The 24,674-nt window shown below is 67.4% G+C and carries 24 protein-coding genes; 9 read left to right on the top strand and 15 right to left on the bottom strand.

Annotated features, from left to right (window positions below; translation table 11 throughout):
- The first annotated feature begins 60 nt into the window (after positions 1–60).
- The gene (locus BN2156_RS04585) at positions 61–654 is read left to right on the top strand and encodes a TetR/AcrR family transcriptional regulator (RefSeq protein ID WP_090510730.1); all 594 of its coding nucleotides are present in this window, start codon (positions 61–63) and stop codon (positions 652–654) included.
- Positions 651–2,171: an AMP-binding protein gene (locus BN2156_RS04580; protein ID WP_090510727.1), complete on the top strand. Its 1,521-nt coding sequence runs from the start codon at positions 651–653 to the stop codon at positions 2,169–2,171. The genes BN2156_RS04585 and BN2156_RS04580 overlap by 4 nt, the downstream gene beginning before the upstream one ends.
- On the opposite strand, the gene BN2156_RS04575 is transcribed toward BN2156_RS04580, so the two are convergent.
- Positions 2,079–3,110 carry an esterase family protein gene (locus BN2156_RS04575; protein WP_090510724.1) on the bottom strand — a complete coding sequence of 344 codons (1,032 nt, stop codon included), beginning with the start codon at positions 3,108–3,110 and terminating at the stop codon, positions 2,079–2,081. The genes BN2156_RS04580 and BN2156_RS04575 overlap by 93 nt on opposite strands.
- Before the next feature lie 254 nt (positions 3,111–3,364).
- Here BN2156_RS04575 and BN2156_RS04570 point away from each other — a divergent pair, with 254 nt between their 5' ends.
- The 3 genes from BN2156_RS04570 to BN2156_RS04560 are packed head-to-tail and all read left to right on the top strand — an operon-like array spanning position 3,365 to position 6,225.
- Positions 3,365–3,886 carry a hypothetical protein gene (locus tag BN2156_RS04570; protein WP_090510722.1) on the top strand — a complete coding sequence of 174 codons (522 nt, stop codon included), beginning with the start codon at positions 3,365–3,367 and terminating at the stop codon, positions 3,884–3,886.
- Positions 3,887–3,892: 6 nt separating this feature from the next.
- Positions 3,893–5,221, top strand: coding sequence for a Dyp-type peroxidase (locus BN2156_RS04565; RefSeq protein WP_090510719.1), 1,329 nt, complete (start codon positions 3,893–3,895; stop codon positions 5,219–5,221).
- On the top strand, positions 5,221–6,225 hold the full coding sequence (locus BN2156_RS04560) for a hypothetical protein (protein WP_090510716.1): 1,005 nt from the start codon (positions 5,221–5,223) through the stop codon (positions 6,223–6,225). Before BN2156_RS04565 ends, BN2156_RS04560 begins: the two co-directional genes overlap by 1 nt.
- 11 nt (positions 6,226–6,236) lie before the next feature.
- Here the strand turns inward: BN2156_RS04560 and BN2156_RS04555 are convergent, their stop codons facing one another.
- From BN2156_RS04555 to BN2156_RS04545, 3 genes are all read right to left on the bottom strand, one after another.
- Complete coding sequence (locus BN2156_RS04555) at positions 6,237–7,301, bottom strand: DUF7159 family protein (protein ID WP_090510713.1); 1,065 nt, start codon at positions 7,299–7,301, stop codon at positions 6,237–6,239.
- A 122-nt stretch (positions 7,302–7,423) separates the two neighbouring features.
- Positions 7,424–7,924 carry a nuclear transport factor 2 family protein gene (locus BN2156_RS04550; protein WP_090510711.1) on the bottom strand — a complete coding sequence of 167 codons (501 nt, stop codon included), beginning with the start codon at positions 7,922–7,924 and terminating at the stop codon, positions 7,424–7,426.
- Positions 7,921–8,721, bottom strand: a complete 801-nt coding sequence (locus BN2156_RS04545; RefSeq protein ID WP_090515467.1) for an SDR family NAD(P)-dependent oxidoreductase — start codon at positions 8,719–8,721, stop codon at positions 7,921–7,923. Before BN2156_RS04545 ends, BN2156_RS04550 begins: the two co-directional genes overlap by 4 nt.
- Before the next feature lie 60 nt (positions 8,722–8,781).
- Here BN2156_RS04545 and BN2156_RS04540 point away from each other — a divergent pair, with 60 nt between their 5' ends.
- Both BN2156_RS04540 and BN2156_RS04535 read left to right on the top strand, forming a co-directional pair.
- A complete protein-coding gene (locus tag BN2156_RS04540; protein WP_210436633.1) occupies positions 8,782–9,636 on the top strand; it encodes an SDR family oxidoreductase in 855 nt (284 codons plus the stop codon).
- On the top strand, positions 9,629–10,939 hold the full coding sequence (locus tag BN2156_RS04535; protein ID WP_090510706.1) for a spinster family MFS transporter: 1,311 nt from the start codon (positions 9,629–9,631) through the stop codon (positions 10,937–10,939). The genes BN2156_RS04540 and BN2156_RS04535 overlap by 8 nt, the downstream gene beginning before the upstream one ends.
- Here BN2156_RS04535 and BN2156_RS04530 read toward each other — a convergent pair.
- On the bottom strand, positions 10,936–11,331 hold the full coding sequence (locus BN2156_RS04530; RefSeq protein WP_090510704.1) for a DUF4267 domain-containing protein: 396 nt from the start codon (positions 11,329–11,331) through the stop codon (positions 10,936–10,938). The two genes, BN2156_RS04535 and BN2156_RS04530, sit on opposite strands and share 4 nt — an antisense overlap.
- Positions 11,332–11,449: 118 nt before the next feature.
- On the opposite strand from BN2156_RS04530, the gene aceA reads away from it, so the two are divergent.
- Positions 11,450–13,732, top strand: a complete 2,283-nt coding sequence (gene aceA / locus BN2156_RS04525; protein WP_090510700.1) for an isocitrate lyase ICL2 — start codon at positions 11,450–11,452, stop codon at positions 13,730–13,732.
- 25 nt (positions 13,733–13,757) lie between these two features.
- Here aceA and BN2156_RS04520 read toward each other — a convergent pair whose 3' ends face one another.
- From BN2156_RS04520 to BN2156_RS04505, 4 genes are read right to left on the bottom strand one after another with little or no spacing between them, the layout of a single operon-like run.
- Positions 13,758–14,528 (bottom strand): SDR family NAD(P)-dependent oxidoreductase, encoded by a 771-nt coding sequence (locus tag BN2156_RS04520; RefSeq protein ID WP_090510696.1) that lies wholly within the window; start codon positions 14,526–14,528, stop codon positions 13,758–13,760.
- Entirely contained in the window at positions 14,515–15,588 is a 1,074-nt protein-coding gene (locus BN2156_RS04515) for a DUF7064 domain-containing protein (protein WP_090510694.1), read from the bottom strand. Before BN2156_RS04515 ends, BN2156_RS04520 begins: the two co-directional genes overlap by 14 nt.
- Positions 15,578–16,735, bottom strand: a complete 1,158-nt coding sequence (locus BN2156_RS04510; protein ID WP_090510691.1) for a sulfotransferase family protein — start codon at positions 16,733–16,735, stop codon at positions 15,578–15,580. The genes BN2156_RS04515 and BN2156_RS04510 overlap by 11 nt, the downstream gene beginning before the upstream one ends.
- A 1-nt stretch (position 16,736) precedes the next feature.
- The gene (locus tag BN2156_RS04505; protein WP_090510688.1) at positions 16,737–17,612 is read right to left on the bottom strand and encodes an SDR family NAD(P)-dependent oxidoreductase; all 876 of its coding nucleotides are present in this window, start codon (positions 17,610–17,612) and stop codon (positions 16,737–16,739) included.
- Positions 17,613–17,733: 121 nt separating this feature from the next.
- On the opposite strand from BN2156_RS04505, the gene BN2156_RS04500 reads away from it, so the two are divergent.
- Complete coding sequence (locus tag BN2156_RS04500) at positions 17,734–18,687, top strand: LysR family transcriptional regulator (protein ID WP_090510686.1); 954 nt, start codon at positions 17,734–17,736, stop codon at positions 18,685–18,687.
- Positions 18,688–18,711: 24 nt separating this feature from the next.
- Here the strand turns inward: BN2156_RS04500 and BN2156_RS04495 are convergent, their stop codons facing one another.
- The 6 genes from BN2156_RS04495 to BN2156_RS04470 form a co-directional block, all read right to left on the bottom strand.
- Positions 18,712–20,097 carry an HNH endonuclease signature motif containing protein gene (locus tag BN2156_RS04495; protein WP_090510683.1) on the bottom strand — a complete coding sequence of 462 codons (1,386 nt, stop codon included), beginning with the start codon at positions 20,095–20,097 and terminating at the stop codon, positions 18,712–18,714.
- Between the two features lie 85 nt (positions 20,098–20,182).
- On the bottom strand, positions 20,183–21,484 hold the full coding sequence (locus tag BN2156_RS04490) for an acyltransferase family protein (protein ID WP_090510680.1): 1,302 nt from the start codon (positions 21,482–21,484) through the stop codon (positions 20,183–20,185).
- 166 nt (positions 21,485–21,650) lie between these two features.
- Positions 21,651–22,136, bottom strand: coding sequence for a CAP domain-containing protein (locus BN2156_RS04485; RefSeq protein ID WP_090510677.1), 486 nt, complete (start codon positions 22,134–22,136; stop codon positions 21,651–21,653).
- Complete coding sequence (locus tag BN2156_RS04480) at positions 22,106–22,717, bottom strand: hypothetical protein (protein ID WP_235625205.1); 612 nt, start codon at positions 22,715–22,717, stop codon at positions 22,106–22,108. The genes BN2156_RS04485 and BN2156_RS04480 overlap by 31 nt, the downstream gene beginning before the upstream one ends.
- Positions 22,714–23,250, bottom strand: coding sequence for an Rv1363c family protein (locus tag BN2156_RS04475; protein ID WP_131725126.1), 537 nt, complete (start codon positions 23,248–23,250; stop codon positions 22,714–22,716). Before BN2156_RS04475 ends, BN2156_RS04480 begins: the two co-directional genes overlap by 4 nt.
- Positions 23,217–24,674, bottom strand: coding sequence for an MCE family protein (locus BN2156_RS04470; protein WP_090510671.1), 1,458 nt, complete (start codon positions 24,672–24,674; stop codon positions 23,217–23,219). Before BN2156_RS04470 ends, BN2156_RS04475 begins: the two co-directional genes overlap by 34 nt.

Here is a 24,674-nt window from a genome sequence, read left to right as displayed (position 1 = left end):
GCCCAATAATTACACTCAGGCAATGTCTAGCAGTCGCTGCCACGCGTGGTCAAGGGTGCTATGAGTACGCAAAAAGCCCCTACCGGACGCGATTCGACCACCCGGCGAGCACTGATCCGGGCCACTGCGCAGGTCATGCTCGAGGAGGGATACGCCGCGGCGACGTCGCGGCGGGTGGCCGCACAGGCCGGGGTCAAACCCGCACTCGTGCACTATTACTTCCCCAGCATGGACGACCTGTTCGTGGCGGTGCTGCAGGCCGGCGCCGAAACGAACCTGAGCACCCAGCGGGAAGCCTTCGCCGAGGATGCCCCGCTGCACGCGCTGTGGGAGCTCAACAGCGCCCAGGGCGCGGCCTTGTGGATGGAGTTCATGGCCCTTGCCAATCACCGCAAGGCCATCCGCAGCGAGATCGCCGGGTATGCCGACCGGTTCCGCGATCTCGAGGAGGCGGCGATGACGTCGGCCCTGCGGGCCCACGGCGTCGACACCGACGAGTTCCCGCCGGTGGTGATGTCGATGATCGTGGCGAGCCTGGCCCGCATCCTGGTGCTGGAGCAGGGTCTGGGGATCAGCCGGGGCCATCAGCAGGCCCAGGATTTCGTGCGGCGCTACCTGGACCGGTTCGAACTGCCGCCGGGAGCTCCGGCATGAGCCTGCTGCACGAGCTCGTTTCGGCGGCCGCCGCGGCGGACCCACAGCGCCGGGCCGTGGTGACCGACGACGGCACCGCCGCGACCTTCGCCGAGTTCGACCGCCAGATCCGTGGTGTCGCGGGGTGGGTGGCGGCCCGGACCGCGCCGGGCGACCGGGTGGCGGTGGTCGCCGACAACGGCGCCGCGTACGCACAGCTGTACTACGGTGTGCCGCGCAGTGGACGGGTGCTGACGCTGATCAACCAGCGCCTCAGCCCGGCCGAACAGGCCGCACAGCTGGCCACCGCCGCACCCGCCCTGTTGCTCGGCGACGAGCGGTATCTGTCGGCCCTGGCCGGCACCGGTGCACCCATCGAGCAGGCGATCGCATTTGAAGACGAGCGGTGGGCCGCCGCGCCCGCCGCTGATCTCCCGTGTCCCGATGTCGGCAATCCTGACGCTCCGGCCTGGTTGCTGTTCACCAGCGGATCCACCGGCGTTCCGAAAGCCGTTGTGCACAGCCATCGTTCGATCCTGACCGCGGTGCGAGGATCGGTAGAGGGCCGCTGTGTGCAGCCCGGCGGGGTGTACCTGCTGCCGTTCCCGATGTGCCACATCGCGGGGTACAACATGCTGGTCCAACACGCGGTGGCGGCCACCGTCGTGCTGTGCAGGCAGTTCCGCCCCGACGGTTTCGCACAGCTCGTCCGCACGCACACAGTCACCTCGTGTTCGCTGGCGCCGACGATGCTGCACGCACTGCTCGGCCACCTGGACCGCACCGGGACCGGCCTGCCCAGTCTGACCGCGATCGCCTACGGTTCGGCCGCGATGCCGCTGGAACTGCTGCGCCGCGCGATCGAGGTGCTCGGCGTCGACTTCCACCAGGGCTACGGGATGACCGAAACTGGTGGGAACGTCACGTTTCTCGGCCCCGACGACCATCGGGCCGGGGCCGCGGGCCGGCCCGATCTGCTCACGAGCGCCGGCTTTCCGCACCGGCAGGTCGAGATCGGGATCGCCGGCCCGGCCGGCGAGTTGCTGCCGCCCGGTCAGGTGGGTGAGATCGTGGTGCGCGGCGCGCAGGTGACACCCGGGTACCAGCCCGGCGGCGCCGGCACCGGGGACGGTTGGCTGCACACCGGCGACATGGGCCGCACGGATGCCGACGGCAGGCTGTTCGTGGTCGACCGGCTCAAGGACATCATCGTCACCGGCGGCGAGAACGTGTCCTCCCGGGAGGTGGAGGATGTGTTGTCCGGCCACCCCGGGGTGGATCAGGTCGCCGTGGTCGCCGTGCCCGACGACTACTGGGGTGAGGCGGTCTGCGCGGTCATCGTCCCGGCACCGGCGCACCGGCCGTCCGCTGACGAGCTCATCGACCACGTCCGTGGCCAGATCGCGGGTTTCAAGCGCCCGCGGGTGGTCCTGTTCACCGAGGCGCTACCGCTGACCGGCAACGGGAAGGTTGCCAAGGACCGCGTTCGTGCCTTCGCTCGCGCTGCCGTCGACCGGAGCAGCGCCGAGGACGTGTAACAGGTCGGGTTTCATCCGGCGTAGTTCCTCGCCCCAGTACCCCCAGCTGTGGATACCGTCCGGAAAGTTGAACACCGCGTTGGTGCCGCCGGCCGCGCGGTAGGCGTCCGCGAACGCCCGGTTGGAGTCGATCGCGAAACCTTCCAGGAAGCCCAGGCCGCCGATGGGCGCATCCGGACTGGCCAGGGACGGATCGCGCGCGGTGCCGTTGCCGCAGTAGATCCACAGCCGGGTGCCGTTGGCGACGAGCCGGCCCACGTTGACCGTCGGGTCGTTGCGGGCCCACGCCGGGTCTGAAGGCGGGCCCCACATCGCGTCGGGATCGAACCCGCCGTTCCAGTTCATGGCGACCCGGACCAGGCCCGGCCACTGCGCGGCCGACAGATTCAGGAAGCCCGAGAGCGCACCGGCGTAGACGAACTGCTGCGGGTGATAGGCGGCCAGCACGAGGGCCGACGATCCGCCCATCGACAGCCCCACCACGGCGTTACCGCTTTGCGCGACTTGGCGATCGGCGGCCAGCCAGGCAGGCAGTTCCTGGGTCAGGAACGTCTCCCAGTGGTAGGTCCAGGTGCCGCCGTTCCCGACCGCGGGCGCGTACCAGTCGCTGTAGAAACTGGACTTGCCACCGACCGGCATGACCACCGAGACTCCGCTTCCGGCATACCAGTCGAACGCCGCGGTGTTGATGTCCCAGCCGTTGCGATCATCACCGGCCTCCATGCTGTCGAGCAGATAGAGCGCATGCGAACCCGCTCCGCCGCCGAGAAACTCGACCCGCACGTCGCGCGCCATCGCGGCCGACGGCACGGTGAGGATCTCGATCGGCACGGCGGAATAAGCCTGGGCCGCCGGAGGCCCGACCGCACCGATGAGGGCCGGCGACAGCGCAACCGCCGCTATGGCGAGGAGTCGTCTCGGGCTCGCCACGATCGTCATCACTGCCTCATCCCCGGCGCATCGTCACTGGGACGGCCGTGGCCTACCCCTCGAACGGCCCCGACACAGCGGACGATACGCCCGGTATGCATGTTTTCCGCGTTTTCCGCCAAATGGCCCGGCAAATTTGATGACCCGTCAACATAATTGCCGTTGCCGTAACCCATGCAGTGCTAGCGTTCCGCGTTACCTGAGAGCGCATAGGGGGTTCCAAATTGACTGCAAAAGATCCTGACTGGACCAAGCCGGCCGCCATGGCCATCCCGCCGGAAGGCTACTTCGAGCTCCAACAGGGCCGGTACGGGCCCACGTACCCCAGAACTCCTGCCTGCCACGGCTTTTCCATCATCGCCAAGGTGAAGGAGGGGCGCGAGGAGGCGGTCCGGGCCTATGGAAAACAAATCGAGGAAGCCGTCGCCGCCAGTCCGGAAGTGCTTGCGCCGCTGCGGCTGCACTATTTGCGTTGGCAGCTATTCGATGTCGGTTCGGGGCTGCATTTCCAGTACCAGGGCATCTTCGACACCGACTTCGACAAGTACACCGAGGACGCGGTGCAATTGTTCAGCAGCACCGGTATCACCACGGTGTTCACCAACCTGGAGGGATTCCCCGAGGATTGGAAGGAGAACCCGGCCGCGTTCATCGAGTTCGTCCGGGCGCATCAGGTGCCGAGCTTCCTGGAATACGGTGAGTACCCGTACGTCACGGCCGACGAGATCAAGAAGGCCCTGCGACTGAAGGCGGCCTTCTCGACCATGCTCGATCAGATGCAGTAGGCAGCCGTGCTCGAGTTCGACGAGATTCAGCACATCCTGCTGACTCGCACGCCGGCGATCACCGGTCGCTATGAGTTCCTGACGTTCGACACCCCTGAAGGTGGCCGGGCCTGGCTGACCGAGCTGCTGGACAAGGTGTCCTCGGCCTCGGACGCGATGGCCGCCATGGAGGAATCCGACCGGTGGGTCACGCTGGCGTTCACCTGGACCGGGTTGCGGGCGCTCGGCGTCGACGAGAAGTCGTTGGCGACCTTCCCCGCGGCATTCCGGGAAGGGATGGCCCACCGTGCCTCGATCCTGGGCGACACCGGTGCGGCCGCCCCCGAGCACTGGTTGGGTGGCCTCGCCGGTGAGGATCTGCATGCGATCGCGATCCTCTTCTCGCGCACCGACGAACAGTGCCGGCGCTCCATCGAGGAACACGACAAGTTGCTGGACCGTACCGACGGCGTGCGCAGCCTGTCCTATCTGGACCTCAACGCGACCCCACCGTTCAACTACGCCCACGACCACTTCGGGTTCCGCGACCGGTTGTCCCAGCCGGTGATGAAGGGGTCCGGGGAGGAGCCGACACCGGGTTCGGGCGATCCGCTGGAGCCCGGTGAGTTCATCCTCGGTTACCCCGATGAGGACGGTCCGGTCGCCAATTTGCCACAACCCGAGGTCCTTTCACGCAACGGCAGCTACATGGCGTACCGCCGGCTCTCCGAACACGTCGCGCTGTTCCGTGAGTACCTCCGCGAGCGGTCGGATTCGCCGGAGGCCGAGGAACTGCTGGCCGCGAAGTTCATGGGCCGCTGGCGCAGCGGCGCTCCCCTGGTGCTGGCGCCCGACCACGACGATCCCGAACTCGGCGCAGATCCCATGCGCAACAACGATTTCAACTACAAGGAGATGGACCCTTTCGGATACGCGTGCCCGCTGGGGTCGCATGCGCGCCGGCTCAACCCACGCGATACCGCGCACTACATGAACCGACGCCGGATGATCCGGCGCGGCGCCACCTACGGCCCGGCGCTGCCCGAAGGTGCCCCCGATGACGGCGTGGATCGCGGCATCGCGGCGTTCATCATCTGCGCCGACCTGGTACGCCAATTCGAGTTCGCGCAGAATGTCTGGATCAACGACAAGACGTTCCATGAACTGGGCAACGAGCACGACCCCATCTGCGGAACCCAGGACGGAACCCTGGACTTCACCGTCCCCAAACGCCCGATACGCAAGGTGCACAAGGGAATTCCGGCGTTCACCACGCTGCGCGGCGGAGCCTACTTCTTCCTGCCGGGCATGTCGGCGCTACGTTACCTGGCCAGTGGCGGCAAGGAGGGAATCTGATGACCGGCGCCCGCACCTACAACCAGGCCCACATACCGCGTCCCCGCAATGGGCGCCGCCGGGTCAGCATCTACTGGACGTGGAGCTACCCCTGGGAGGCGCAACGCAGCCCGGCCGCGATGGAGAATCGGTTCTCCACCATGACCGAGGTCCGCAACGTGCTGTGGCCGGCGTACGAGACCCCGGAATACGACGCCGCCTCCTTCCTGCAGGGCATCGCCGGAACGCTGGAGCTGTTCCACCGTTCGACGCTGGCCTTCCAGGAATTGGCCGGAGAGGCCACGGGGCACCCGGTGGCGGTGTTCCAGCGGATCGATCAGGCCGGCTATCGGCTTCCGATCGACGAACGAGTGCTCGACGACTGCGACACCCTGATGGTGTTCGGCCTCGACCACATCTTGTCCGAGCAGGAGGCCGACCCCGCCGAGATCGAGGCGATCCGCCGTTGGCTACAGCGTGAGGGGACGTGTCTGCTGCTGGCACCGCATCACGATGTCGGCGACACCGACGACTTCGCCCGCCGTCAGGTCGAGTACCTGCATCACGGCGATCCGCTGGTGCCCCGCCAACAGCGCTTCGGGCAGTACACCCGGTCGCTGATGGCCGCACTCGACGTCCCCGTGCACAACATCTGGGGACTGCGTCCGGCGGTCGTGGAGGGCACCACCGAGATCGCGCCGTTGACCGCGCTGCGCGATCTGGACTCCCCCGGACTGCTCGCCGGTGTCACCACCTTCAATTTCCACCCGCACCTGCCGCACTACCAACTGACCGCGCCAGAAAGCGATGCGCTGCGGGTGCTCGGACGCCAGTTGGTCGATCCCACCCGGCCGCACCCGTTCACCGAGGCGGGTAACGCCGCGTTCAACGCGCTGATCTGGATGCCTCCGCAGGCAGACCGGGCCGGCGACATCGTCCTGGTCGATTCCACCAATTTCACGACGCTGTTCGGCGGCACCGACAGCCTCCGGCACTTCTGGAACAACCTGGCGACGATGCCGTAGCTCGGCCCGCCCTACGGCATTGCGGCGAGCAGCCACCCGCTGATGGGATCAGCCGGGGTTGCCGGCACCGGCGCTGACACCGGCACCGATGCAGGCACGGGGGCGGCGGCGGGCGCGGGGCCGGACGGTGCGAGCGCGGGGCCCGGTGACGGATCGGTCGCGATGTGGGCCTCGGCGGCGGGCAGGTGTGGCTGGGCAGCGGGCAGGGTTGCCGCGGGGACGCCGCCCGGCAGCTGCGCCGGAACTGCCATCTGAACCACCGGAACTGCTTGGGGCACAACGGTTTGCACCACGGCAACCGGCTGGGTGCGTTGCACGGGGGCAACCGGTTCAACGGGCGTCACATGTGCGGCCACGACTGGTTCCGCCGGCTCCTCGGCAACTATCGGTGCAGCCTCGACGAACTGCACCGGGGTGGGCTCCTCGGTGGGCAACATCGTCACCGCGCGCTCCGACAGACGCGGGGCGGCGACGGTGACCAGCCGTGGCGCCGGCGCCGCCGCCGCGGTGACGTCCGCCTCGTCGCCGGCTGGGATCGGTGCGGGTTCGGTGAACTGTGAGCTGACCGTGAGCATCCCGGCCGCAACCGTGGCCGCCGCGGCGGCCACGACGCGTACCGCTCGGTGCTTGCACGGGGCGGGCGGGCGGTGGCGGACCGGTCTGGATCTGGCGGCCACCGCGTTGGTCGCGACGGCTCGTGCGGCATCCTGGGCGTCGCGCACCTGCGCGTCCGCCTCGTGGAGGTCGTCGGCGGCAGCCTCCTCGGCCACCACGCGGACATCGTCGAACCCCGCTTCGGCCAGGAGATCGAGGAGTTCGGCCAGCCGGTCGCCGAAGTCGTCAGGGTCGGGCCCGTGCCAGGTCACACCGATCGCGGCCACGTCCTGGCCGCTGGAGGTCGCGATGGCCCGCGCACTCCGGGCAGCGGCGGCGGCCCGGGCGGTCAACTGGTCGGCGGCGTCGACATCGAAGGCGTCGTCGTCGAGCGGGGTGACATCCGCCGGACGGTCACCACCGCCGACGAGGGCCCAGGCGATGCCGTGCGAAGTCACCGACAGCCCGAGCACTGTCTTCACCCTGCGTCCTCGATTCCCCTCGTGCGATCGACCCCGACCGCCAAGAGCGTAAGTCGCCCGGTGGGCATCGGCATCTCGTAGGAGGGATCGGTAACCGCTTGGGCACCGAGAATTCACCTTCGTCAGGGTGCAGGCTGTCCGGCCACACCGGCGAGCAGCAGCCGGTGCGCTGCCGGATCGCCGTTGAGCAGGCGGCTGGACCGCCGGCTGATCTGCCAATGCCCTTGTGCGCGGACCAGTTCGAAATGATTGGCCGTCGCCCGCCACACCACGTATTCACCGGAGCCGTCCGCGGTGTCGCGGCGGACCAGCACCAGCGATTCGCACACCGCCACGGCGGTGTCGCCGTCCACCGTCACCACCGCGGGGCCGAGAAAGTGACTGCAGCCCGAATCCACCAGGGCACGGTGGGACGTCGAGCTGACCATCGCGTGGACATCTGCGCGGCTGGCCATCGTCCAGCCCTCGACCTCGTAGCGACCGTCGGTCGCCCACAACGCGGCCGTGCCGTCGGCGTCGGCGGTGTCCACGCGGGGGCCGTAGGACGCGATCAACCGGGCGATGTCGCGTTCGTCCTCGAGCCGGCGCAGCCGTGCCTCGAGGGCCGCCAACTCGGATGTCATTGCGGCGCCCGTTGATTGATCAGGTTGCGGATGGCGGCGTCGGACCTGAGCACCACCTGTGCGCGGTCCGGTGCACTGTTCAACTCGGCGCGTCGGGCGTTGCCGCCGGCCACGTGGACCGGCCCGGCGCCGAGGTGGTCCAACCCTTCCCGGGCGACTTCGGCCGGGTCGTTGATCCGCATGCCCGGCGCCTCGAAGTTCAGGCCGGCCCGTTCCATCGCCGGTGTGCGGGTCACCCCGAGCACCAACTCCAGCACGTCGACGTTGTACTCGCGCAGCTCCAGCCACAGGCTCTCGGCGAACAGCCGGCCATAGGCCTTCACCCCGCCGTAGACGGTGTGCCGCATCGATCCGGCATATCCGGCCAGCGATCCCACCAGCAGGATGCCGCCCCGGCCCCGTGCGGCCATCGGCCTGCCGAAGTGCTGTACGAGCTCCATCATCCTGGTGACGTTGAGGTCGACGACCTTCTGGAAATCGGCCAACGGCGCGTCCAGGAACCGTTCACTGCAGGTATTGGCGCCGGCGTTGTAGATCAGCAGCCCGACCTCCAGGTCGGCGGTCGCTTCGGCGATGTGCGCGGCCGACCCACGGTCCACCAGGTCCACCGCCACCGTGCGCACCTGCACGCCCGCATCCCGGCAGCGCTGCGCGGTGGCTTCCAGCGGACCGGCCTTGCGCGCCAGCAGGACCAGGTTGAACCCGTCTTCGGCGAGCATGCGGGCGAATTCGGCGCCGACCCCCTCGGAGCCGCCGGCGATCACGGCCCATGGGCCGTATTTGGCAAGGTCGGTCATTCCCCGGATGCTATCTTTGGCCGCCATACCGCCCCGCGATCGGGCGGTAAGGAGGCGATCATCAGCACATACGCGGTTACCGGGTCCGCATCCGGGATGGGACTGCAGGCTGCCCAGCGGCTGCGAAACCTCGGACACACCGTGATCGGTGTGGACCTCAAAGAAGCCGAGGTCGTTGCCGATCTGTCCACCCCGCTGGGGCGCCGCGCCGCGGCCGACGCGGTGTTGGCGGCATGCGACGGGGTGCTCGACGGGGCGGTGCTGGCCGCCGGCCTGGGCCCCGGACCGGGCGCTGAGCGGAACCGGCTGATCGCCGAGGTCAACTTCCTCGGTGTGGTGGAGCTCCTCGATGCCTGGCGTCCCGCCCTGGCCGCCGCGGATCGCGCCAAAGTGGTGGTGATTTCCAGTAATTCGACGACGACGGTGCCCGTCGTCCCCCGCCGGACGATTCGGGCGCTGCTGGCGCGTGACACCGACAGGGCGGTGCGTTCGCTACGCCTGCTGGGCCGCAACGGGTCGGCCCTCATGTATGCGGCGTCCAAGATCGCGGTGAGCCGCTGGGTACGGATCAATGCGGTCTCGGCGGCGTGGGCCGGTGCCGGTATCCGGCTCAACGCGCTGGCTCCCGGTGCGATCCTGACCCCGTTGCTAAAGGCCCAACTGGCCGATCCCCGCGAGGGTCGCGCCGTGCGGTCGTTCCCGGTGCCGATCGGCGGCTTCGGCGACGCCGGTCAGCTCGCCGACTGGATCTGCTTCATGCTGTCGGATTCAGCTGATTTCCTCTGCGGCAGTGTGGTGTTCGTCGACGGCGGGACGGATGCCTTCTTCCGGCCGCGGGATTGGCCCAAGGCAGTGCCGTTGCGGCGTCTGCCGCGATACCTGTGGCAGTTCAAGCGCGGCGTACGACATGGGTGAGGTCGGACCGGCGCCGCTGGCCACCGTGTCGCCCGGGCCGGTCGACGTGCACGGGCCGCGGCGGGCGTGGGCCGCGGTCGCGCTGCTGACCCTGGTCGGAACCCTCAACTACGTCGACCGGTTCTTGCCGGCGGTGCTGGCCGAGCCCATCAAACACGATCTCGCGCTGTCCGATACCGCGATCGGGGTGATCAACGGGTTCGGCTTCCTCATCGTGTACGCAGTGCTCGGCATCGCGGTGGCCCGGATCGCCGACCGCGGAACGTACGGCGCGGTGATCTCCGCCTGCCTGACGCTGTGGGGCAGCATGACCATGCTCGGTGGCGCCGTCCAGTCCGGATTTCAGCTCGCGCTCACCAGGGTGGGTGTTGCGGTGGGTGAAGCCGGCAGCACACCGGCCGCACACGCGTACGTGGCCCGCAATTTCGCCCAGCACCGCCGCGCCGCACCGCTGGCGGTCATCACCCTGGCGATCCCGCTGGCCAGTGGTGCCAGCCTCATCGGCGGCGGCTTGTTGGCCGAAAATCTCGGCTGGCGAACCGCATTCGTGGTGATGGGCGGGATCAGCGTGGCGTTCGCCCCGCTGGTCCTGCTGGTCGTCGGGTCACGTCAGGCGCTACCGGTGGTGCCCCGTTCAGAGCGGGTCGCGACGGTCCGATGGTGGGATCTGCTGCGCAAACGCAGCTTCCTGTCACTGGTCGGCGGTACGGCGTTCATCGCGGCGGCCGGCTACTCGCTGACCACCTTCTCCCCGGCCTTCCTGATGCGGACCCGCTCGATGTCGCTCGGCGAGGTCGGACTGGAATACGGCCTGGCCACCGCGCTCTCCGGGGTTCTCGGACTGCTGATCGTGGGCCGGCTGGCCGACCGGCTGGCCGTGCGCGACCCGCGCTGGCTGCTGTGGATCGTGGTGCTGACCACGGCCCTGCTGTTGCCGGCGTCGGTCTTGGCGTTCACCGTTGAGAGTCGCCTGGCGTGCGTGTGGTTCCTGGCGCTCAGCTACGTCATCGGTACCGCGTACATGGCGCCGTCGATCGCGGCCATCCACCGCCTGGTGCTGCCCGAGCAGCGCGCCACGGCATCGGCGATCTTCTTGTTCTTCAATGCCACCCTCGGCGCGGTCGGACCGTTCGTCACCGGCCTGATCAGTGACGCCCTGACCCCGGATCTCGGCGCGCACGCGCTGGGCCGGGCCCTCCTGATCTTGGTGCCGGTGCTGCAACTGCTGGCGATGGGCTGCTATCTCATGGCCACCCGCTGGTACCGAGGCGACATCGTCGAGCAGGTTGGGGATTCGGACTAGCCCGCGGGCCGGCCCGCCGCGCGCTCCCGGCGGCGGGTCGCGCCCCATAACCCCACCGCGATACCGACCACCGCGCCGCCGAGGCCGATGACCTGCTGAGAGCGGGGCAGCTGGTCGTGAACCGCGAGGCCGCCGAGCAGGTCGGCGGCGTCGGCGCCGCCGGAGGCCAGGAACCACCCGCGGGTGTCCCTGCCGCGCAATCCCGCCGCGAGCAACAGCCCGCCGATCAGGGCATCGCGATAGCCCATCGACCGCCACATCAGCTGCGCGGTGGCGTCAGGGGTTTCCCGTCCGCCCCATAACCGGTCGGCCCGCTGCGGGTCGACGAGAAACGAGACGCCCGACGCGAATCGGATGGCACCGGCGGCCAGCGCGGCCCGGTCGATCGACATGCGGTGCAGCCTAGATCCTGCGCCGGCCGCAGATGGCAGTCCTGAGAAATCTCCCAACCGGCTCCGGTGTCGCGACTTGCCAGCAATGATTGGGGTACCCGAGTTCAGGAGCGCACACATGGCCACCATCGAAGCCAACGCACAGACCGACTCGTCTTTCGAGAGCGATGTCGCAGCCACCCAGGCCTACATCGACAGCCCCCGGTTCGAGGGCATCATCCGGCTGTACTCGGCCCGCCAGGTCGCCGAGCAACGCGGCACGATTCCATCCGACTATCCGGTGGCCCGCGAGGCCGCCACCGCGTTCTATCCGTACCTTCGCGAGCTGTTCGCCCAGAAGAAGAGCATCACCACCTTCGGACCGTATTCACCGGGCCAGGCCGTGGTGATGAAACGGATGGGCATCGGGGGGATCTATCTGGGTGGGTGGGCCACCTCGGCCAAGGGGTCGATCAGTGAGGACCCCGGGCCCGACCTCGCCAGTTACCCGCTGAGCCAGGTGCCCGACGAAGCCGCCGGGCTGGTGCGCGCGCTGCTGACCGCCGACCGCAACCAGCAGTACCTGCGGCTGCGGATGACTCCCGAGCAACGCGGCGCGCAACCACCCGTCGACTACCGGCCGTTCATCATCGCCGACGCCGACACCGGTCACGGTGGTGATCCGCATGTGCGCAACCTGATCCGCCGGTTCGTCGAGTCCGGGGTGCCGGGCTATCACATCGAGGATCAGCGGCCCGGCACCAAGAAGTGCGGCCATCAGGGCGGCAAGGTGCTGGTGCCCTCGGATGAGCAGATCAAGCGGCTCAACACCGCCCGGTTCCAGTTGGACGTCATGCGGGTGCCCGGGATCATCGTCGCGCGCACCGACGCCGAGGCCGCGAACCTGATCGACAGCCGCGCCGACGAACGCGATCAGCCGTTCCTGCTGGGCGCGACGAACCTGTCGGTCCCGACGTACAAGTCGTGTTTCCTGGCGATGGTGCGCCGGTTCTACGACCTCGGTCTCACCGAGCTCAACGGACATCTGCTCTACGCGCTGCCCGCCGGTGAGTATGCGACCGCCGAGGCCTGGCTGGAACGCAAGGGCATCACGGACACCATCGCCGAGGCCGTCGAGGGCCACACCGCAGGAGATTCGGTGGATGGTCTGTTCGACAAGGTGGAGTCGGCGTTCGTCGAGGCGTGGCAGAGCGATGCGGGCCTGAACACCTATGGCGAGGCGGTCGCCGAACTGCTGGAGTTCCGGGAACGCGAAGGTGAGCCGGCGGCGATGAGTGCCGCCGACTGGCGCACCTTCGCCGCGCGGGCATCGCTGTACACCGCTCAGCAGAAGGCACACGAACTGGGCGCCGATGTGGCCTGGGACTGCGAGCGCGTCAAGACTCCCGAGGGTTACTACCAGGTCCGTGGCGGCATCCCGTACGCGATCGCGAAGTCACTGGCGGCCGCGCCGTTCGCCGACATCCTGTGGATGGAGACCAAGACCGCGGATCTGGCCGATGCCAAACAGTTCGCCGACGCGATCCACGCCGAGTTCCCCGACCAGATGCTGGCCTACAACCTGTCACCGTCGTTCAACTGGGACACCACCGGCATGAGCGATGACGAGATGCGGGCCTTCCCTGCCGAGCTCGGCAAGATGGGGTTCGTCTTCAACTTCATCACCTATGGCGGCCACCAGGTCGACGGCGTGGCGTGCGAGGAGTTCGCGACCTCCCTGCAGCAGGAGGGCATGCTCGCCCTGGCCCGGCTGCAACGCAAGATGCGGCTGGTCGAATCTCCTTACCGCACACCGCAAACACTGGTCGGCGGGCCGCGCAGCGACGCCGCCCTGGCCGCCTCCTCGGGCCGTACCGCCACCACCAAGGCCATGGGGGCCGGCTCCACCCAGCACCAGCATCTGGTGCAGACCGAGGTGCCCAAGAAGCTGCTCGAAGAGTGGCTGGCGATATGGGGTGACCACTACAAGATCGGCGAGAAGCTGCGCGTGCAGCTACGGCCACGTCGCGCCGGGTCCGACGTGCTGGACCTCGGGATCTACGGTGATGGTGAAGACCCGCTGGCCAATGTCGTCGTCGACCCGATCAAGGACCGGCACGGCCGCAACATCCTGACGGTGCGCGACCAGAACACCTTCGCCGAGAAACTGCGCAAGAAGCGCTTGATGGACCTGATCCACGTGTGGCTGATCCACCGCTTCAAGCCGGAGATCGTCTACTACGTGACACCGACGGAGGACAACGTCTACCAGACCGAGAAGATGAAGGCGCACGGCCTCTTCAGCGACGTGTATCAGGAGGTCGGCGAGATCATCGTCGCCGACGTGAACCAGGCTCGTATCGACGAGCTGCTGGCACCCGATCGTGAGGCGCTGGGACGGTTGATCCGCAAGGAGGACTGAGGCTCTCGCGGATTTTCGTGCCGCGTCACTGACGCATGTGTGACGCGCCGCCGATGTACCAGGTCTGTCCGTTGATCCATTCGGCGTCGTCGGACAGCAGGAACGCGGTGACTGCTGCCAGGTCCGCGGGCCTACCGAGGCGGGTGACCTTGGCCGCCATCAGGAACATCTGCTGGATCTGCTGGTCGTTCTGCCGTTCCTGGGTCTCCCCCATGACCAGCCCGGGCATCACGGCATTGCTTCGAATGCCTTTGGCACCGTAGTTGTTCGCCACGTGCCGGGTGAGCTGATTGACCGCGGCCTTGGAGGTGTTGTAGGCGACGTGCATCGGGTCGGTCCCGAGTGACCCGCCCGACGACGTGTTGACGATACTGCCGCCACCGTGGTCCAGCAGGTGCGGCAGCACCGCACGGATGGTGCGGACGAAGCCGAGCAGATTGACGTCGAGGGTGCGGTGCCACACCTCGAACGGGGTGTCCAGGATCGTGGTGTCACGTCCCAGCGTGTTGTCCGACAGGTCGGCCCCGACGTTGTCCAGTCCGTGGACCGCACCGAATTCCGTGATCGCGGTGTCGACGAGGTGCCGAACGGAATCGTCATCGGCCAAGTCGAACTCGACTGCGATGGCGGCACCACCGGAAGTGGTGATGGTCTCGACGGTGGCTTTGGCACCCGGCATGTTGACGTCACCCACGACCACCGATGCGCCCTCGGCGGCCAGTCGTTTGGCGGTGCCGGCTCCGATACCCGTCGCTCCCCCGGCGATGATGAACGTCTTGCCCTCAAGCCCGAGCATCGATGTCGATCTTGTCGATCGGATTCGAGCGCTCGAGCATGCCGTAGGTCTCCTCGCCGTCCCAGCGGTAGCGCACACCGGCCTGCTGGAGGGCCGGGAAGTCCGGGTTCTCCTTCTTCATCTCCCGCACTGAGAAGGTGTTGTCGTTGTGGTGGATGTCGTGGGTCGAGTACAACGTCTCCCCCTCGATGTGCACCGTGCCGTCGGCGGTTTCCAGCACGACGGATACGTCCTCACCCAGTGCTTGCAGTTTGGTCAGCCACGGCGCCTGCACCGCCCGGGCCGGGATCAGGTCGCCGTCCCCGGTGAAGAGGTAACCCTCGTTGAAGGTGGGCTGGCCATCGTCGCGCGGCGGGTAGGCGATGTAGCCGAATGCCTTGCCGCTGGGGAAGATCGCCGATTGCCAGGCATGGCCCCAGAAGCTGCCCAGTTTGCGCACCCCTTGCCTGCGGATCCGCAGGCCGCTGCCGGTGAAGTCCTGGCTGTCCCCGTTGATCGTCGCCGACCCGCGCGCGCGGAACAGTTGTTCGTATCGGGGGCCACCCATCAGGTCGCCTTCCACGGAGTTGTCGATACGGTCGCGAGCATCTTTCTGCAGTGCCCCCTGGATCCACGGTGGGACGGCCATGTTCGCCTCGACGTGGAATGCGACGTCGACCAGGGGGCCGTCGGACGTGCCTGCGACCAGATCGGCCGACGACGTCTCGACGGCCTTACCTTCGTACGTCATCGTCCAGGTCTGGAATGGCTCGACGCAGCGGAAGGTCAGCCCGCCCGCACCCAGAACTGTCGGCCTGCCCTCGGGCCCCTCGGGCGGCAGGGACGGCGCGCCGTCGCGCAGGCGGTACACCCGACCGTCGGGGAACGCGAGGTTGATCTGCATCTCGTGGTTGTCCCAATTCGCGGCGACCGCTTCGATGCCGATGCGGGGCAACCCGATCCGGCCTCGGTCATCCACGGTCCAAAAGCTCACCGAGTCCCGCATCTCCGGATTGTCGGGGCGCTGGGCGAACACGTATTCGCGGGACGGGTCGATGCCGCCGGTGAGGTCAATCGCCATGTGGGACTCCTGTTCTGGCCGGCCGGGTGGTCCAGCGGTCGGCGCGATCGGTGTAGCGGGCGAATCGGGGACGAACCTGGTCCAGGTCGATGTCGAATGCCTCCGGGTCGGCGTGCGAACTGGCTTCGCGTTCGGCGGCGGCGTAGGTCCACCAACTGCCCATCCGGGCGGCGAACTCGTCTGTCACGGGCTGACCGAGCCAGCTGTAGAGACCGGTGACCTCGCCGATCGGATCGGCCTGCATGGCCCGGAAATCGATGTCGTAGAAGCGGTCCTCAGCGGCATCCTCCCGGAACCGCAGTGCCCGGTCCATGCCCAGCGACCAGTGTTCGACGTTGAGCCTGCCGATGTATGGCCGGTCGACATGGTCGGTGAACGTACCGATGATGTCGGCATACAGGTCTGCCACCGACAGGATGACATCAGTCGGATCCCGATGAGTCATGACAAATCTCGCGTCGGGAAACACCTGGCTGACCGCGTCGAGCCACAGCACGTGTGACGGGCACTTCAACCGCCACGGCCGGGTGGGCTCACCCCATTGCAGCAGCTTCATCACCCGCCGCTGGTATGCCAAAGTCATTGTCAGGTCGGCCTTTTCCACCAGCCAGGTGGAGTAGGCCGGCACCTGGGCGAAGGACTGGAACAGGTGCGACTTGAAGTCCAGAGCCATCAGCTCATGGCATTCCATGGGACCATGCGCGTCCGCGGGCACGTGGTATCGGGTGCCCACCATCTCCCCTTTGTCAGGAGGGACCCGCGGATCCACGCCCACGACGGTCGACGGCGGTGGGCACGGCTGCGACGATTCCCATCGCCGCAGGTACCGCACATCCGGGTCTTGGGCCAGCAGCATCGACAGCGCCGTGGAGCCGGTGCGCGGCAGGCCCAGGCCGATAACGGGTGCCACGATCGGGAACTCATCGATCTCCGGGTGACGCCGGTACCAGTCCTCGACCTGCAATCGCTGGGCCAGATATCCGATGATGCGCGGGTAGAGGAATGCCTGACCTCGCTGGTTGAGTCGCGCCTCGGTATCCAGAGCGGACAGCAGGATGGCCAGCCCCTCTTCGAACGAGTCGTCGCCGAAGTCCGTCAGGCCGGTCTGCTCGACGGCGAGGGTTTTGATGTCCGTGACGGTCGGCATCTCAGTTCATCCATTGCCCGCCGGCGACATCGATTGTCTGCCCGCACAGGTAATCTGCTGCCTCCGAAGCCAGGAACGCGACCATGTTGGCCGCTTCCTCCGGCAGCGAAGCCCGGCCGAGCTGCACCTGAGTGGTGATCGCCTCCAGGATCGCGCCCCGGCCCGCGAGATGGGCCGGCGTCTTCGGGTCGAGCAGATACTCCATCATCTCCGGTTTGATCATGATGCCCGGCGCGACGCCGAGCACGTTCACTCCGCGCGGGGCGACTTCGTGGGCGAGATTCCGGGTGAAGCCCACGACACCCGACTTGCACGCGTTGTACACCACCAGGCCGCGCTGCTGGATGCGACCGCCGACCGACCCGATGTTGATGATCTTCCCCGACCCTTGCGGCAGCAGGAATTCCAGCGCGGCATGAGCGCCGTACATCATCATGGTCAGGCTGCCCAGCACGGTGTGGTCGATGTCGGCCTTGGTGTGTTTCTCGAACGGCCCTCCCACCACCATGACGGGGTTGTTGACCATGATGTCCAGACCGCCCAACTGTTCGTGTGCCATCTGTACCGCATCATGCACCTGGTCCCAGTCCGACATGTCGGCCTTCACCGGGTGGGCTTTGACGCCCCACCGCTGTTCGATCTCGGCGGCACGGCGCTCGACCTTCTCGAATGTGCGCCCGATCAACGCGACATCGGCTCCCAGACCGGCCAATCGGTTGGCGATCGCCTGACCAAGGCCGTCGCCGCCGGCTCCGGTGACGAAGGCTTTCTGGCCCGACAGATCCATCAACTCGGTGACACGTTTGTCGATGATGTGGCGCGGCAGGCTGTCGAGATTCAAGGCCGCGATGGCCTCGGCGTCATCGTGGACCGTCATGGGGTGTCTCCTCTCACCATGGCTTCGGTGGAAAACGCTATGGCCGGGGCTCGGAGGTGAGGTAATACCGATTTCGGGATCCAGTCATGCCGATATTCGATGGCTGGTATATCTCGAAGTGATGGACACCCACCGGCTCAAGTACTTTCTGCGCATCGCCGAGGAGCGCTCCATCACGCGCGCGGCCGGTCTACTGGGTATCGCCCAACCGGCGTTGAGCCGCCAGCTCCAACTGCTCGAAGAGGATCTCGGCGTCACGCTGTTCACCCGTACCCGTCGCGGTGTCGAGCTCACCGAGGCCGGCGAGCGATTGCGGGCCTCGACGGCCGGACCTCTGCGGCAACTGGAACTGGCCGTCCAATACGCCGGCACGCCGTTGGCCCGGCTCGACCGCACGCTGCGACTGGGATTGCCGGATACGACGGTCGACGTGCTGGCCGCGCCACTGGTGGCCAGCCTGTCCACGGTCTTCCCAGAGGCGACATTTTCGGTGACCGTCGGCAGCACCGACCACCTCGTGGAGGCCATGCTCAAAGGCGCGGTCGATGTGGCACTCATCAACCCGGTGCCCGATGAACGGGTCTTCTACCGAGAGTTGTTGACCGAACAGCTGTTTCTGATCGGTGGACCCGAGACGGAACTCGACCCCGCTCGCGCTGTCGGGTTCACTGATGTCGTCGGATTACCGCTGGTGGTGCCGCGATCCTCGTCGGGCATCGGCATGTCGCTGCAGAACGCCGCGTTGCGCACCAAGGTCACGTTCAGCCACCGGGCGACCACCGATTCCGTCGCCGCAATGAAGAGCATCATCGAGGCGGGAATCGCCTATGGCGTCCTCCCCCTGTCCGCCTGTCGTCGTGAAATCGATGATGGGCGTTTACGATTCGCGGCCATCGCGGGTTCCGCCCTCAGCCAGCGTCTCGGTGTGGCCGCCACCGAGCAACTCGACCTGCCCCGCGAACTCAGTGTGAAGATCGGCGACACCATCCGTGAGGAAGTGGCCGCGCTGGTCAGAACCGGCACCTGGAACGCAGAGTTGATCGCCACCCGGCCGTGGAATCCGATGCACGGGTGATGGGTTGAACCCCCGAACCCGCGACTAGGGGTCGTCGCCGGGTGGCTGGAACAGGTCTTCGGGGTGCCAGTAGTGGTTGGTGCGGTCTTGGCCGGTGTCCAACAACGGTGGTGGGATCCATTCGACGCGCCCGTCCTCGCGGATGCGAGTGCGCCAGCCTTTGTCATGGACGAGGCGGTTGCTCTTGGGGCAGGCCAGGGCGAGGTCGGTGATGTCGGTGAGCCCGCCGTCGCGGAAATCAGCCTTGGCGTGGTGCGTTTGGCACCGGTCGGTCGAGCATGTGCAGCCGGGCCGGGTGCAACCGCGGTCGCGGTTGTGCAGCACGATCCGCTGCCCGGGGGTGGCGACGCGCTTGGCGCGACCCAGATACAGCGGGACCTGCCGGTGATTCTCGTAGACCACGAGGTAGTGGTGGGCGTGGGCGGCCATCCGGATGACGTCGCCGATCGGCAATTCGGTGCCGCTGGTGGTCAGTCCGGTGCCGGTCCTGGATTCCAGTTCTCGCAGCGTGGTGGATACCACGATGGACACCGGTAATCCGTTGTGCTCACCCAGCTCCCCTGAAGACAGCACGCTGCGGCCCATCGCGACCAGCGCGTCGTGGTTGCGTTCAGCGGTGGTGCGGGTATCGGATGTGATCGCCTCGGCGCTGGGAGTGCCGGTGGTGCAGGGGTGTTCGTCGGCGGGATTGCACATGCCGGGAGCACCGTAGCGCGACAGGATCGGGAGGATGGTGGCGCGGGCTTCGGGGGTGAGCCGGCCGCGGATTTCAGTGGTGCCGTCGGCCTTTTGAGGACCGATGAAGATCTCACCTTGGCAAGGGCTTTCGTCGTCGACGGGTTCGTCACCGTCCTGGTTGAGCAGGAACGCGATCCGGCCGGCGCACTGTTTCAGGATTTCCGGGCTGTTGCCACCGGCGATGCGGGCCAGATCCGCCTCGATCTGGGCGTGGGTAGCCGCGTCGAGCGGCACAGGCGGCTTGGCGAAAAACTTCCTGATCACCGCCACGTGCTCGGCGTTGACCTCACCGGCAGCCTGGGCGCCAGAGGTAGCCGGCAATGCCGGCGCCAGCGACTCCCCGGTGACAGTGGTGCGCGGGCCCAGGACGGCGGCTTCGTCGATCCGGCGTTTGGCTTCCTTGGTACTGATGCGCAGCCGGATGGCCAGCACATCGGCCCAACTTTTCGCCCCGATCTCGACCGGGGTGGCACGGGTTTGGATTTCGGCCAACAGGGCATGGTCCACCGCGGGCGCTCGCCGGACTTGGCGTTCGCGGCGGGACTGCAGCTCCAGCAGTTCAGGCAGGCTCAGCCCTCGGTATTCGAGAGCGGCCATCTGCGCGCACACCGCGTCGTACTCGTCGTAGACAGCCAGCACCGCCTCCCGATCGGAAACGGTGTTCGCAAGCATGTTCGAATTCTACCGCCGTCAACCGACGGCCGAGTAAGTTATCCACAGCGCACGATTTATCCACAGATCTTGTCCCACAAGGGAACTAGACCTTGACAGCCGAGCCTGCACCCGCCCGCGCCGCCGCCGTCGCGATCAGGAACCCGCCGAGCGCCGACCAGCCCAGCACCCCGTCGAGGCCGTTCTTGGCCATCAGGGTCAGCGCGGCGCCGGCCACGCACAACAGCACGCCGGTGAGTTCCGAACGGAGGCCGCTGATCTCGACCCGGTCGTCCCACCATGGCAGCGGTCGGTGCTCCAGTGGGGACAGCAGCCGGAAGGCGACCGCCATGAGGACGGCGAAAACCGCTGCACGCAGGGCCAAATGGGCCCAGAACCCGGGGGCGTGCGGATCGAACGCGTCGAGGCCGAGCGCGTGCAGGCTGAATGCGGCGACCGCGATCACCGGAATGTGCCACAGGTACAGCGTCATCGCTCCCCCGTTGCCCGTCGCGACCACGTACCAGACCCGCGGACGGGAGGCCCAGCGCCGGATCGGGTTCGCTGCGGCGATGAACAGGCACGGCATCCAGGTGCAGTGCAGGGCCAGCAGCAGCGTCGGCGGTGAGACGTTCGATACCCGCTCGGTTCCGGTGACCACGAGGGACAGGTCGTAGACGCCGGTGAACGCCAGGATCACCTGCGCGGTGAAGGCGATCACCGCGATGCCCAGCGCTCGGCGCGCGCAGAGCAGGTGGCGCGCGTAGGCCACCCCGATCACCACCGGGATCAGCCACACGATGATCAGGTTGGCAGTCCCCGCCTCCGGCGTGCCCACCGCGAAACGAATGGCATCCACCACCCCGGACGCCACGATCAGGCCCACGACCACCCATGCCAGCACCGGGCCGCTGCGCAGCCGCATCAGCGCCGGGACGAAGGCCAGTGTCACCAGGTAGACGCCCAAAAACCACAACAGCGCCACGCATTCACGCCCGAGTGCTGACGCAGACGCGGCGCCCATGGTCGCACGCACCGCGATCAGGGCCACCGACCACACCGCCAGGTACCAAAACACCGGCCGGAACAGCCGTTGGGCGCGGGCGAACAACCAGCCACCCCACGACCGGCCGACGTGCCAGCTGTAGGCCCCCGCGGCCCCGCCTGCCATGAAGAACAGTGGCATCACCTGCAGTACCCAGGTGATCGGGGCCAGCTCGGGCAGCGCGCCCAGAATGTTGCCGACCCGCACGCCCCCGGAATCGATGGTGGCCAGCAGCAGCGCGCAGTGTCCGAAAATCACCACCAGCAGAGCACCCAGGCGTGCGACGTCCACCGCACGGTCGCGGTCGGGTTTCGAGTCGTGCGTGACGGCGTCCTGCGACGGCACCACATCGGGACTTGGCATGGTTTCAGTCTGCCGGGCGATGGGCCGGCCAGGGATGCGTAGTCCTACCTTGTTTTCGGGTTCGTAGCCACAACGCCACGGCAGACCGAGCAGCGAGATCGCATCGGCGAGCGCTCCAACACCGCCGCGACCTGGGCCTCGGCCAGACCAGTTTAAGAGCCCTCGGTCAGCTGGGGCGCCCGACAACCGCCACCACCACGCTGCGGTCGAACGAGTTCGCCGACCACACGCCGATGGCGCTGTTGGCGCAGTCGGACAGGATCGCGAAATCGACCGGGTCGTAGTACCACTGGTTGAGGATCTCGACTCCGTTGATCGCGAGTGCCGGATTGACCGCCACGGTTTCGGCCACCCGGCCACGGAATCCGGCGGCCTCGGCACGCGACTGCGGCGTGGACCCGTCAGAGCCGATGTGGTCGGCGAGCTCGCGATTGCCGAGCAGGTCGTTGGTGTGCCATTCGGCCGCCAACCTCAGTCTCGGGTCGGGCTTCACGTCACCGGTGCAACCCGCCTGGCGCTGGATCGTGTACACGTTCGCGATCACGCTGTTGTTCAGTCGCTGGTTGTCGGCGTGGGCGGCCGTCGGATACCAGGCCGCCGCGGTGAGTGCCGTGACGATGACTAGACCGGTTCGAACTGCGAAATGAGCCATCGGTTTTCGATCTTGTCGAGGGTGACACGCACACTGGAGGTGGACTTGGTCGGCGGGTCGGTGCCGATAGTGGTGGTCTGGTCCACCAACACCAGGACCACCGCATGCCCGGCAGACGCCGACACCACAGCGGCAGCCGGCACCGATGCCACCGCCGAGATCACCTGCTGTTTGGCCCCGGGGATGACGACGTCGTCGATCAATTGCGTGTACTGATCCCGGAACTCGCCGGTGAGCCGGGCCGCCGCCGACGGCAACGCGGTGTCCACGGTGTCAGGCTGGTAGGACAGGATCGCCACGGTGTTGTCGCTCGCGGCACGGACCGCCTCCACGCCGGCCGCCTGCGCCGACCGGACGGCGCTGTCCTGCCATTTCAGGAAACCCGCGCCGATCGCCAGGATCAATGCCGCGGCCGGCAGCACACCAACGGCCAAGAGGCGCCTCCAGGACACCGCCCGGCGGGCGGGTTCGTCCCGCTCCGTGGGTTCCGCGTCGTCAATGTGATCGTCGACGACCACGTCGTCGGGCGCCGGCTCGTCGACGGTCGGATCGGAGAGCTGCGCTGCGGTACCTGTGGTCATGGCACGAACTCCACGTTGGACACCTTGACGCCCTCGCCGACCTGCTCGACGCTGATCCGCATCCGCCATCGACGCGGATCCTGTTGGGGGGAAATACTGGTGGTGGTCTTGACCGAGACAGCGACCAGTACCCGCGCCTCGCCGTCCGCCTCGGATTCCAGGCCCGCCTCGGCGACCGTCCCGTGCGATGCCGACTGGGTCCGTTTGACGATCTCCACGAACGGGCCTGACCGCTTCTCGAAATCGTCGCGGAACGTTCCGGTCGCCGAATCCAGAATCCGCTGGATGTCCGCATCGGCTTCGTCGTGGCTGATCGAGGTCAGGTTCACCGCCGCCTGGCGGGCCACCTGCACGTACAGGCTGCGCTGCTCCTCGGCGGTGTGGGACTGCCGATCGCGGTAACCCAGCCAACCGGTGACGGCCGCCAGGGCTGCCACCACGACCAGCCCGACCGTGATCGGAACGCGGTATCCGGGGCCGGCATCGGTCACCGGCCCCGCTATCGGTTCGGTGGTGTCAACATGCTCTGCCATGTCTTGCCTTTCGTGCTGTCGGCGAGGTCGGAATCGGTGTACGTCCGGCCGTCTGGCGCCAGATAACTGCCGGTCGCCGGGTCGTAGGGGACGAAGGCCACCGGTGGTGCGGTGCCGGGGCCCTGCGGCGCCGGCAGTCGCGGGTCGGTGCCCGGTGCGTACTGCGGCACTCCCTGGCCGGACAGGGTCGCGTTGGGATCGCCCTTCCAATTCAGGCCGTCGTTGAGCGGAACGTACTCCTCGTCGCTCTCGCACAGCTCGACGGTCGGTGCCCGCTTCCAGGGCTTGGACTCGCACGGGATGTTCCGCACCCCACGGACATTGAGATCCGAGTCTTGAGGGACGCGGCAGTACAGTTCGCCTGCGGGCCGCTCGGGGTAATCCTCGTCGGACGGCGAACGCTGTTGGCGGACCGGAAGAAATCCTGTGTTGCACGGCGGCGGCAGGTTGAGGTTCAGATTGAAGTCGAGGTAGATGCCCCGATAGGCCTGTTTGGTGTCGGCGTTGGCCAGCGTGATCGCCGACATGACGGCCGTCCCCTGCGGATACAGGACCAGCAACTGCTCCAGGTCGTTGCGGTAGGTCACCGCGATGTCACCCAGGCTCACCATGTTGGCCAGCAGCACCGGCAGCGTGGGAGCCACCCGGTCGAACAACGCCTTGCCCTCCCCCAGCGCCGGCGCTCCTTTCACCAGCAGATCCGCGAAAGCGTTGTCCTGCTCCTTGAACTGGCCCGTGATCGCGGCCATCCGCTGCGCCCACGTCGCGATCGAATCTGAGGTCTGCACTTGGGAATCGAGCACTGCCGGGGACTGATCGATCAACTGACCCAGTTGGTCGACGCTCTTCGCCCCTTCGATGGCCAGAGCAGTCGATCCATCGACGATGCGGGACAGTTCGGGACCCAGTCCACCGACGGCTTTGGCGGACTCGTCGACCACCGTCCGCAGGTTGTCGGGCGGAATGGCCTGCAGGGCTTTGTTGGTCGCATCGAGCAGATTGCCGATATCCGCCGGGATACGGACTTTGTCGACGCCGATCACGTCGCCGTCGCGCAATGTGGCCGCCGCACCTGCGTCCGGGGTCAGTTCGAGGAACTGCTCCCCGACAGCCGACCGGCTGTGGACAGCGGCCGAAACCGGTGACGGCACCGGGAAATCCGAGTCCAGGGTCAGCACGGCATCGACTCCGGTGTGGGTGACCCGGATCGACTTGACTCTGCCGATCTCGGTGCCGCGGTAGGTGACCACCGATGTCGGGTACAGCCCGCCGGCGGCGGGAAGCTGGGCCGTGACGGTGTACCGGCCGAAGCCGAACAGTGCCGGGACCTTGACGAAGCCGAATGCCATGACGCCGACCGCGACGATGGTGATCGTGGAGAGGATCGCAAGCTGAATCCAAACCGAACGGGATAGCCGGATCAT

The organism is Mycolicibacterium neworleansense (genome assembly GCF_001245615.1).
Lineage (GTDB): Bacteria > Actinomycetota > Actinomycetes > Mycobacteriales > Mycobacteriaceae > Mycobacterium > Mycobacterium neworleansense.
Note: the sequence above shows the minus strand (reverse complement) of the source record. Positions and strands in the feature narration are given on the sequence as shown.

Excerpts from the sequence above, each read along its gene's own strand:
- BN2156_RS04585 (WP_090510730.1), top strand. The coding sequence starts at position 61 with ATGAGTACGCAAAAAGCCCCTACCGGACGCGATTCGACCACCCGGCGA.
- BN2156_RS04580 (WP_090510727.1), top strand. The coding sequence starts at position 651 with ATGAGCCTGCTGCACGAGCTCGTTTCGGCGGCCGCCGCGGCGGACCCA.
- BN2156_RS04575 (WP_090510724.1), bottom strand. The coding sequence starts at position 3,110 with ATGACGATCGTGGCGAGCCCGAGACGACTCCTCGCCATAGCGGCGGTT.
- BN2156_RS04570 (WP_090510722.1), top strand. The coding sequence starts at position 3,365 with ATGGCCATCCCGCCGGAAGGCTACTTCGAGCTCCAACAGGGCCGGTAC.
- BN2156_RS04560 (WP_090510716.1), top strand. The coding sequence starts at position 5,221 with ATGACCGGCGCCCGCACCTACAACCAGGCCCACATACCGCGTCCCCGC.
- BN2156_RS04550 (WP_090510711.1), bottom strand. The coding sequence starts at position 7,924 with ATGACATCCGAGTTGGCGGCCCTCGAGGCACGGCTGCGCCGGCTCGAG.
- BN2156_RS04545 (WP_090515467.1), bottom strand. The coding sequence starts at position 8,721 with ATGACCGACCTTGCCAAATACGGCCCATGGGCCGTGATCGCCGGCGGC.
- BN2156_RS04535 (WP_090510706.1), top strand. The coding sequence starts at position 9,629 with ATGGGTGAGGTCGGACCGGCGCCGCTGGCCACCGTGTCGCCCGGGCCG.
- BN2156_RS04530 (WP_090510704.1), bottom strand. The coding sequence starts at position 11,331 with ATGTCGATCGACCGGGCCGCGCTGGCCGCCGGTGCCATCCGATTCGCG.
- aceA (WP_090510700.1), top strand. The coding sequence starts at position 11,450 with ATGGCCACCATCGAAGCCAACGCACAGACCGACTCGTCTTTCGAGAGC.
- BN2156_RS04520 (WP_090510696.1), bottom strand. The coding sequence starts at position 14,528 with ATGCTCGGGCTTGAGGGCAAGACGTTCATCATCGCCGGGGGAGCGACG.
- BN2156_RS04515 (WP_090510694.1), bottom strand. The coding sequence starts at position 15,588 with ATGGCGATTGACCTCACCGGCGGCATCGACCCGTCCCGCGAATACGTG.
- BN2156_RS04510 (WP_090510691.1), bottom strand. The coding sequence starts at position 16,735 with ATGCCGACCGTCACGGACATCAAAACCCTCGCCGTCGAGCAGACCGGC.
- BN2156_RS04505 (WP_090510688.1), bottom strand. The coding sequence starts at position 17,612 with ATGACGGTCCACGATGACGCCGAGGCCATCGCGGCCTTGAATCTCGAC.
- BN2156_RS04500 (WP_090510686.1), top strand. The coding sequence starts at position 17,734 with ATGGACACCCACCGGCTCAAGTACTTTCTGCGCATCGCCGAGGAGCGC.
- BN2156_RS04495 (WP_090510683.1), bottom strand. The coding sequence starts at position 20,097 with ATGCTTGCGAACACCGTTTCCGATCGGGAGGCGGTGCTGGCTGTCTAC.
- BN2156_RS04490 (WP_090510680.1), bottom strand. The coding sequence starts at position 21,484 with ATGCCAAGTCCCGATGTGGTGCCGTCGCAGGACGCCGTCACGCACGAC.
- BN2156_RS04485 (WP_090510677.1), bottom strand. The coding sequence starts at position 22,136 with ATGGCTCATTTCGCAGTTCGAACCGGTCTAGTCATCGTCACGGCACTC.
- BN2156_RS04480 (WP_235625205.1), bottom strand. The coding sequence starts at position 22,717 with ATGACCACAGGTACCGCAGCGCAGCTCTCCGATCCGACCGTCGACGAG.
- BN2156_RS04475 (WP_131725126.1), bottom strand. The coding sequence starts at position 23,250 with ATGGCAGAGCATGTTGACACCACCGAACCGATAGCGGGGCCGGTGACC.
- BN2156_RS04470 (WP_090510671.1), bottom strand. The coding sequence starts at position 24,674 with ATGATCCGGCTATCCCGTTCGGTTTGGATTCAGCTTGCGATCCTCTCC.